At 73.2% G+C, this 8,234-nt stretch carries 9 protein-coding genes; 4 read left to right on the plus strand and 5 right to left on the minus strand.

Going from position 1 to position 8,234, the window contains the following annotated elements; genetic code table 11:
• Positions 1-146: 146 nt before the first annotated feature.
• Positions 147-1,301 carry a class I SAM-dependent methyltransferase gene (locus tag ABT008_RS02585; protein WP_350692962.1) on the plus strand — a complete coding sequence of 385 codons (1,155 nt, stop codon included), beginning with the start codon at positions 147-149 and terminating at the stop codon, positions 1,299-1,301.
• Between the two features lie 118 nt (positions 1,302-1,419).
• A complete protein-coding gene (locus tag ABT008_RS02590; RefSeq protein WP_350692964.1) occupies positions 1,420-1,836 on the plus strand; it encodes a helix-turn-helix domain-containing protein in 417 nt (138 codons plus the stop codon).
• Here ABT008_RS02590 and ABT008_RS02595 read toward each other — a convergent pair.
• From ABT008_RS02595 to ABT008_RS02605, 3 genes are all read right to left on the minus strand, one after another.
• Positions 1,833-2,834, minus strand: a complete 1,002-nt coding sequence (locus ABT008_RS02595) for a DUF8832 domain-containing protein (protein ID WP_350692966.1) — start codon at positions 2,832-2,834, stop codon at positions 1,833-1,835. The two genes, ABT008_RS02590 and ABT008_RS02595, sit on opposite strands and share 4 nt — an antisense overlap.
• A 131-nt stretch (positions 2,835-2,965) precedes the next feature.
• A complete protein-coding gene (locus ABT008_RS02600; protein ID WP_350692968.1) occupies positions 2,966-5,125 on the minus strand; it encodes a RecQ family ATP-dependent DNA helicase in 2,160 nt (719 codons plus the stop codon).
• A 9-nt stretch (positions 5,126-5,134) separates the two neighbouring features.
• Positions 5,135-5,365 (minus strand): hypothetical protein, encoded by a 231-nt coding sequence (locus tag ABT008_RS02605; RefSeq protein ID WP_350692969.1) that lies wholly within the window; start codon positions 5,363-5,365, stop codon positions 5,135-5,137.
• Positions 5,366-5,572: 207 nt separating this feature from the next.
• On the opposite strand from ABT008_RS02605, the gene ABT008_RS02610 reads away from it, so the two are divergent.
• A complete protein-coding gene (locus ABT008_RS02610) occupies positions 5,573-6,361 on the plus strand; it encodes a hypothetical protein (RefSeq protein ID WP_350692971.1) in 789 nt (262 codons plus the stop codon).
• Between the two features lie 84 nt (positions 6,362-6,445).
• Here ABT008_RS02610 and ABT008_RS02615 read toward each other — a convergent pair whose 3' ends face one another.
• Both ABT008_RS02615 and ABT008_RS02620 read right to left on the minus strand, forming a co-directional pair.
• A complete protein-coding gene (locus tag ABT008_RS02615) occupies positions 6,446-6,694 on the minus strand; it encodes a hypothetical protein (protein WP_350692972.1) in 249 nt (82 codons plus the stop codon).
• The gene (locus tag ABT008_RS02620; protein ID WP_350692974.1) at positions 6,691-6,984 is read right to left on the minus strand and encodes a DivIVA domain-containing protein; all 294 of its coding nucleotides are present in this window, start codon (positions 6,982-6,984) and stop codon (positions 6,691-6,693) included. Before ABT008_RS02620 ends, ABT008_RS02615 begins: the two co-directional genes overlap by 4 nt.
• Before the next feature lie 311 nt (positions 6,985-7,295).
• Between ABT008_RS02620 and ABT008_RS02625 the strand changes: the two genes are divergently transcribed.
• A complete protein-coding gene (locus ABT008_RS02625) occupies positions 7,296-7,526 on the plus strand; it encodes a winged helix-turn-helix domain-containing protein (protein WP_350692975.1) in 231 nt (76 codons plus the stop codon).
• Positions 7,527-8,234: the final 708 nt, after the last annotated feature.

An 8,234-nucleotide genomic window follows, 5' to 3' on the forward strand; every position in this document is an offset into this window, starting at 1 on the left:
CCGCCCGCCCGCCACCGCCCGGAATGCCCAGCAGCACGGGTCCGGTCGCCGTCACCCCGGTCCCCTGCACCTCGCTGCCGGGTGCCCGGCGTCACCGACGGCCCGCCGCTGTCGGCCTACCCCTGCACGGCGTGGAAGATGGAGCGATGCCCGAACCGTTGGACTCCGCCCTCGCCGAGGTCCGCTCGATGCTGCTGGACCCCGCACTGACCCGGGCCGTGGCCGCCGGTCGCCGACGCGGCCAGCGTCCCTCCGTGGTCCGGGCCGAGCTGCGGCCGGTCGCGCTCAAGGCCGGCCCGAGGTTGCAGATCTCCACCTCCGACGGCGAGCGGCCGTACACCCGCAATGTGGCCCCCGGGCCGGAGGCGGACACGGCGGTCGAGGCGCTGCTGGCCGAGCCGTTCGGCAACTGGCACGTGGAGACCGTCGGGGCCACGCTCCAACTGCGGGTCACCAAGTCGGGCGAGGCACAGGTGCACCGCAGCGCCAGCACCCGCCCGGCCGCTGCTCCGACCGGGCACGACCGGGCCAAGGAGTACCTGCTCGACCCCGGCGACCCGCTCTTCGCCGAGATCGGCGGCTCGGCGGCCAAGCGCCGTCAGGTGGACGCCTTCCTGCGGGCGCTGGCGGCGACGCTGCCCGACGAGCCGGGTCCGCTCCGCGTGGTGGACCTGGGCTGCGGCAACGCGTACCTCAGCTTCGCCGCGTACCGCTATCTGTCCGGCCAGGGTTGGGATGTCGAGCTGGTCGGCGTCGACGTCCGCGACGACCAGCGCCAGCGCAACACCGCGCTGGCGCAGCGGCTCGGCTGGGCCGAACGGGTCCGCTTCGTGGCCGGCACCATCGCCGACGCGGTCGTCGAGCCGGCACCGGACCTGGTCCTCGCCCTGCACGCCTGCGACACCGCCACTGACGAGGCGCTGGCCCGCGCGGTGCGCTGGGGAGCCCGGTGGGTGCTGGCCGCGCCCTGCTGCCACCACGACATCGCCGCGCAGCTCCGCACCCGCCCGGCACCCGCCCCCTACGAGCTGTTGACCCGGCAGGGGATCCTCCGGGAACGCTTCGCGGACGTACTCACCGACGCGCTGCGGGCCGGGCTGTTGCGGCTGCACGGCTACCGGGCCGAGGTGGTCGAGTTCGTCGACTCGGCGCACACCCCCCGCAACCTGCTGGTCCGAGCACGACGCACCGATGCCGGGCCGACCGACGCCCAGCGCGCGGAGTACCAGGAACTCGTGGCGCAGTGGCGGGTCTCACCACGACTGGAGACGCTGCTCGCACCGCCGCCCGAGAAGCGTTGACCCGACTCGACTCCGCCGTCACTGTCGTCTGGTCGATCAGTCAGTTGCTTCCGCAACTTCGCGTACTAGTCTCGAAGAACGCACCGTCGGGTGCCGGTCGGGAGGGCATACCCACCGGATGGGTTCGGCAGAGGTCTCGCCGCAGATGGCGTTCGCGCGCTTCGTGCGCCGTGCCATCGACGACGCCCGGGAGGAACGCGGCTGGACGGTCACCGACCTGGCCGGGCACACCGGGGTCGGTCGGTCCACCGTCTTCCGCTGGCTGGCCGGTGACTGGCAGGACTACCCCGAGTTGGCGAAGGTGCGCGGCTTCTGCGCCGCGCTGGACCTGCCGGTGGCGGCGGCCTTCCGCGCGCTCGGCCTGCCCGACGCCGGCCCCGGGCCGTGGCGGCGCGGCGACGAGGGCCCGGTCGAGGCCGACGTCCGGGTGATCCTGCAACGGCTGGCCGATCCGACCGTGCCGGCCGAGGAGAAGCACCACATCCGTGACCTGCTGCGGTACCTCGCCCGCCGACCGATCCGCCGGGCCGGCTAGCCGACGGTCACCGTGAACTCGGCGGTACGGACCTCCCCGCCGGTGGCGAAGTCCAGATAGAGGCGGTAGCGCCCCGGCCCCGGTGTGGTCAGCCAGAACTGGATCGCACCGTCGACCAACTCCACCTCGGGGTGCACGTGCAGGTACCCGAGGTCGCCCTCGCGCAACGCGACGAGGTGCCCGTACGCGCCGAGGTACCGCTCCAGCGTCGGGGCGGTGCCGTCCGCACCGGTGACCCGGAAGCTCAACGGCACCGTCAGCCCGGGTTCGGGGCTGCCCTGGTATCCGACGCTCCATCCGTCGACCGTGTCGGTGCTGGCCGGGGCGGGCAGGTCCCGAGGTTGGTAGGTGCCGGGGGCGACCAGGTCCACGCCGAGCGTGGTGGCGGTCTGCCGCCCGTCGTCGGCGAGCGCGGTGAAGTCGGCGTACGCCCGCCACAGGCCGGGCTGCGCCAGGGTGAGCGGTACCGACCAGGTGCCGTCCACCGCCATCGTCGGATGCAGGTGCTGATAGCCGCTCAGGTCGCGACGCACCACGATGACGTGCATCGGCTTGTCGTGCACGATCGCGAACCGGGTGACCGTGCGGCGCTGCCCGTCCTCGATCCGGAACCGCAGCTCGCCTTCCCGCCCGGCGGTGAACTCGGCGGACAGCGGGGCGAGGGTGTAGCCGTCCCGGCTGATCGCCAGCCCACCGGCCTCAGCGGCGGCGTCCTGGTCGGCGCCGTGCGAGTGCGCGCCGACACCGGGAGCGTGGCTGTGGTCGGCCAGCGCGCTGTCCCCCGTACCGCCGATGGCCGCCGCCGGACCGCCGCCGTTGATCCGGCCGAGCCCGAAGCCGAGCAGCACGGCCAGCACCAGCCCGCCGACCACCAGGGCCAGCCGCAGCGTGGCCCGGTCCGGCGTCGCGGAGACCGCGTCCGGGTCGCTGCCCGCCGCCGGTCGCTCGGCGACCCGCACCGACCCGAACGCGGGCGCGTCGGGTTCCTGGTCAGCCATGCGCCCACCGTACCGCCGGGTGCTCCGGCGCCCCGGCGGGTCCGCCCGGTCGTGGCTCCGGTCGCACCCGCAGCCGATCACGGTCGGGCCCGGCACGCGCGCCGAGGTGTCAGCCGGCCGTGTGCCGAGTGTCAGCCCGCCACCGCGAGTGCCAACGGCAGGACGTCGGGGGCACCGGCGCGGCGCAGCTCCCGGGCCGCCATCGTCATCGTCCAGCCCGAGTCGACCAGGTCGTCGACGAGCAGCACCGGGCCGTCCAGCCCGCCGAGGGCGTCGGCGAGCGGGTCGGGCACGGTGAGCGCGCCGTGCAGGGTGCGTACCCGCTGGGCGCTGTTGCCGCGCGGACCGGCCGGCGGACCGGCCGAGACGACCCGGCCCAGCAGCGGCAGCCGCCCGACGGCGGAGATCCGCTCGGCCAGCGACCCGACCAGCACCGGGTGGGTCCGCGAGTCGACCGCGACCACGCCCGCCGGGCGGCGGGGCCACGGGTCGTCGCCGTGCGCCCACGCCTTGAGCACCTCGATGACGGCGGCGGCCAGGTCGTCCGGGAGCGGGCCGTCCGGCGTGCCCGGCCCGACCAGACCGCGCAGCCGGCCACCCCAGCCGAGGTCGGAGAGCCGCCCCACGGCACGTCCGGCGAGCGCCTGCTCCGTCGGGGCGATCCGGCCCTTCAGCGGTACGCCGACCGCCTCCAACCCGGTCGGCCAGAGCTTCTTGGGCGCGAGCGGCACGCCGGGGCGGCCCAGGAACGTCTGTGCGGTGGTCAGCGCGGCCGGTGACACCTCCGCCGTGAACAGCGGCGCGGCACACCGGTCACAGCGCCCGCAGTCGGTCGCCTCCGCGTCGTCCAGGCAGTCGCGCAGGTATCGCATCCGGCAGTCGGTCGTCGCGGCGTACCCGAGCATGGCCTGTTGCTCGTCGGCGCGGGCGGCAGCGACGCGGCGCAACCGGGGCTCGTCGTAGACCCAGGGTTCGCCGGTGGCGAGCCAACCACCGCGCACCCGGCGGACCGCGCCGTCCACGTCGAGCACCTTGAGCATCAGTTCCAGCCGGGCGCGGCGCAGGTCCACCAGGGGTTCCAGGGCCTGGGTGGAGAGCGGCCGGTCGGTGTGCAGGGCGGCCAGCACCGCACGGACCTGCTCCTCGGGCGGGAAGGCGAGCGACGCGAAATACCGCCAGATGGCCTGGTCCTCGACACCGGGCAGCAGCAGCACCTCGGCGTGCTCGACCGCTCGGCCGGCACGCCCGACCTGCTGGTAATAGGCGATCGGCGACGGCGGCGCGCCCAGGTGCACCACGAAGCCGAGGTCCGGTTTGTCGAAGCCCATGCCGAGCGCGCTGGTGGCGACCAACGCCTTGATCTTGTTGTCGAGGAGGTCCTGCTCGGCGGCGCGACGGTCGGCGTCCTCGGCCTGCCCGGTGTACGCGGCCACCGTCCAGCCCCGCGACCGCAGGAAATCGGCGGTCTCGGTCGCCGACGCCACGGTCAGCGTGTAGACGATGCCGGAGCCGGGCAGCCGGTCCAGGTGGTCGGCGAGCCAGCCGAGCCGGTGCGCCGGGCTCGGCAGGTCGAGTACGCCCAACCGCAGCGACTCCCGGTCCAGGCTGCCGCGCAGCACCAGGACGTCCGGTCGCTGCTGCCCCCGCGTGACCGCCTCGGTGCCGAGCTGCTCGGCCACGTCCCGCGTCACCCGCTCGTTGGCGGTGGCGGTGGTGGCCAGCACCGGCGTCTGCTCGGGCAGGTTGCCGAGGAAGGTACGCAGCCGGCGGTAGTCCGGCCGGAAGTCGTGCCCCCAGTCCGACACGCAGTGCGCCTCGTCGACCACCAGCAGGCCGGTGGTGGCGGCCAACCTCGGCAGTACGCCGTCCCGGAAGTCCGGGTTGTTGAGCCGCTCCGGGCTGATCAGCAGCACGTCCACCGCACCGGCGTGGATCTCGCCGGTGATCTCGTCCCACTCGTCGAGGTTGGCCGAGTTGATGGTGCGTGCCCGGATGCCGGCGCGGGCCGCCGACTCGACCTGGTTGCGCATCAACGCCAGCAGCGGCGACACGATCACGGTCGGCCCGGCCGGCTCCCGACCCTCCACCTGCTGCCGCAACAGCGCGGTGGCCACGAAGTAGACCGCCGACTTGCCCCAACCGGTGCGCTGCACGCAGAGCACCCGCCGCCGGTCGACCACCAGCGCCTCGATCGCCCGCCACTGGTCCTCTCGGAGCCGGGCGTCCTCGCCCGCCAGCCGCCGCAGCACCGCCTCGGCCCGCTGCCGGATCGCCGTCCGTTCCTGGCTCATCCGGCCTTTCTACCAGCACCGTCGGACGATCGGCCCGTACGGCGTGCGCTCGGCGACCAGGTGGGCGGCGCGGCTCGGCGGGCTCGGCGGCAGGCGGGCGGCGCGGCGGGCTGCTCGGCGGCAGGCGGGCGGCGCGGCGGGCTGCTCGGCGGCAGGCGGGCGGCGCGGCGGGCTCGGCGGCAGGGTGCCCTGCTGCGGTCGGTCCGGTGTTGTCCCCCGGCGTCCTTTGCTCTGCTTCAACTGGCGCAACAGAATCCGGGCGTGTTCGGTGCGTGGGGTGAAGCAGAGCAAAGGGCGCCCGATGAGGTGACCGACGGCCCACGAGAGGCGCGGCGGACCGGTGGTGATGTGGGGATGAGTGGGTGGCCGTGCGACGTGGTGGCGGGCCGCGGTGGCCGGGAGTCTGGCATACGATTCCGTTCGATCCACGGGGGAGAGAGAGACGAGATGACTCAGCGAACCGGCACCACCGCCACGACCCGGCGCTTCGCGGTCGCGACGATCGCCCTGCTGGCCGCGACCCTGGTGGCCGGCTGCGACGACAAGGACGCCCCGGAGGCAGCCCCGCCGCCGCCCGACCCCAAGCAGGAACTGCTGAACGCCGTCCCCGGCGAGGAGGACCCGGCGTTCCGCTTCACCACCTCGGGCGACGTGTCCGGGGTGGTCGACCCGGCGAACCGGGGCATGGACATCGACACGGTCACCAAGGACAAGGACTTCACCCTGGAGATGTCCTTCCGCATGGTCGAGTCGCGTACCTGGATGAAGGTCACCTTCAAGGGCGACAAGGACATCCAGAAGCTCATGAAGCTGCCCACCAAGTGGATGGAGCTGGACCCGACGAAGATCGAGGGCCCGGATGCCCTGCCCACCTACGAGGGCACCGACCCCGGCAACGCCGAGGTGATCATCCAAGCGGCCAGCGACATCCAGGCCGGCGAGGGCGGGACGTACACCGGAACGGTGGACCTGTCCGCGCAGCCGGAGCTGGCGGACGCCCTGGAGGGCGTGGCCACCCTCAGCGACGCCGTCACGCAGATCCCACTCACCGCCGTGGTGGGCGCGGACGGCAACCTCACCTCGCTCACCCTGGCCATCCCGGCCGCCGGGGAGCAGAAGGCGTCGGAGTACGTGGTCGAGTACTTCGACTTCGGCACCGCCCCCGCGATCGTCGCGTTCACCGAGGACGAGGCGCAGAAGGCGCCCAAGGCGGCGTACGACCTGCTCAACGGCTGATTTGTCACGGGGCGGCACGTCGCCGTGCCGCCCCTGACTCGCCGTCCCCCTGGCGTGCGACCCGCCGGAGCCACCCGGACGGAGTCAGGTGCGGGACAGGTGGCACGGCCCGTCGTGGTCGGCCAGCCGCAGACACCGGCCACCGTCGAGTGGTTGATCGCAGAACACCCAGTGCCGGATGAACTGGGTGTCCTCCTCGGAGACCGTCGCACCGACCGCCTCGACGTTCGGGAAGAAACTCAACGCCCGGGTGACCGTGCGGGCGAACCGCTTCGCCGCAGCCAGGTCCCTGACCCGCACCGGCAGGTGCACCACGAACCGCTGGGCACTCACCGCCGCACCCCCGGCGCGAACCGCGCCTGCCAACTCCGCAGCGCCCGCTTGATCCGTACGTTCTCCTCGGCCACCGTCGCCAGCTCCCGGCGCGCCACGGCCAACTCGGCGGCGACCCGACTCAGGTAGGCGTGCACCTCGGCCGGGTCACAACCCCGACGCACGGAACGAAAGCGCTGGTCACGGATCTGCCCGGCGGTCAGCGGGCGGCACGAGTCCGACCGGTACCACCCGCCGCCGGGCGACGGCACCGCCGCCTTGGGACGGAACAGTCTGAGCAGCGCACGCATGGGCCGTCTCCTCCTCGTCGTCGACACAGCACCCGTCCGGAGAGTGAAGGCTGGAGACGGCCCGGTCGCCGGACGGGGACGCCGACCGGGCCGCCGGCTCCGCGATCGCAGCCCTGATCGGCGGTACGACCCCGGAGCCCACCTGGGGTCCGACCCGGAGGCTTGCCGAACCAACCGGAGCCGGACGACAGCAACCTACACCAGTATCTAGAAGTAGTCGAGCGGCACGTGGTGGGGACGTGACAGCTTGTTGCAGTTACTTGTGTAGGTGCGGCAGGATCGGAGACGCCGAACCAACCGGAGTCCTCGCCATGCCCACAGCACCAGCGCCCTACAAAGTCATCGCCAACGACTTCACCGCAAAGATCAAGAGCGGCGAGTTGAAGCCTGGCGACAAGTTGCCCTCGACCAGCCAGATCGCCGACATGTATGACGTCAGCGTGAACACCGCCTACCGCGCGATGTCGCTTCTACACGATCGGGATCTCATCATCGGCCAGCCCGGCCGAGGCACTTTCGTCGCCGACCGACCCGAGCGGTAACGGAACCTCCCACCCGAGAGCCGCCCCCATCGACGACACAGCAACTTCATTGTTGTTGCTGTGTCGGGTGGCGATCGAGGCAGCAGTATCAATGAAGTTGCGCGGATCTTGAAGCCTGGCGAGCGCATCGCCCACCCGGCGACGTCCGCCCGCCCGACATATCCGCCCACCCGGCAACGGCCGCCCACCCCGCGACCCCGCCCCGCAGCCCGTCCACCATCCTGCGGACCTCTCCACAGTCCGGCCACCATCCCGCGGACCTCCCCGCAGTCCGGCCACCATCCCGCGGACCTCCCCGCAGTCCGGCCACCATCCCGCGGACCCTCCCGCGGCCCCTCCCCCAGTCCGTTTACCCTCCCGCAGTTTGTCCCGCAGTCCTCCCCGCACCAGCCCTCTAGCCCCTCCACCATCCCGCAGTCCGCCCTGGCACCCGTCCCGCAGCCCGCCCCGCAGCCCCTCCACCATCCCGCAGTCCGCCCTGGCACCCGTCCCGCAGCCCGCCCCGCAGCCCCTCCACCATCCCGCGATCATGGAGTTGTGGTCGTCACGAAACGGAAATACATCCGCGATTCCACCGCCACAACTCCATGATCGGCGCGATCGGGCGACGGGCGACGGGCGACGGGCGACGGGCGACGGGCGACGGGCGACGGGCGACGGGCGACGGGCGACGGGCGACGGGCGACGGGCGACGGGCGACGGGCTACG

The sequence above is a fragment of the Micromonospora sp. NPDC002389 genome (assembly GCF_040296095.1).
Classification (GTDB): domain Bacteria; phylum Actinomycetota; class Actinomycetes; order Mycobacteriales; family Micromonosporaceae; genus Micromonospora.

Bases quoted from the DNA above. Each gene is read 5' to 3' on its own strand.
- ABT008_RS02610 (WP_350692971.1), top strand. From the start codon at position 5,573: ATGACTCAGCGAACCGGCACCACCGCCACGACCCGGCGCTTCGCGGTC.
- ABT008_RS02620 (WP_350692974.1), bottom strand. From the start codon at position 6,984: ATGCGTGCGCTGCTCAGACTGTTCCGTCCCAAGGCGGCGGTGCCGTCG.
- ABT008_RS02595 (WP_350692966.1), bottom strand. From the start codon at position 2,834: ATGGCTGACCAGGAACCCGACGCGCCCGCGTTCGGGTCGGTGCGGGTC.
- ABT008_RS02590 (WP_350692964.1), top strand. From the start codon at position 1,420: ATGGGTTCGGCAGAGGTCTCGCCGCAGATGGCGTTCGCGCGCTTCGTG.
- ABT008_RS02625 (WP_350692975.1), top strand. From the start codon at position 7,296: ATGCCCACAGCACCAGCGCCCTACAAAGTCATCGCCAACGACTTCACC.
- ABT008_RS02585 (WP_350692962.1), top strand. From the start codon at position 147: ATGCCCGAACCGTTGGACTCCGCCCTCGCCGAGGTCCGCTCGATGCTG.
- ABT008_RS02600 (WP_350692968.1), bottom strand. From the start codon at position 5,125: ATGAGCCAGGAACGGACGGCGATCCGGCAGCGGGCCGAGGCGGTGCTG.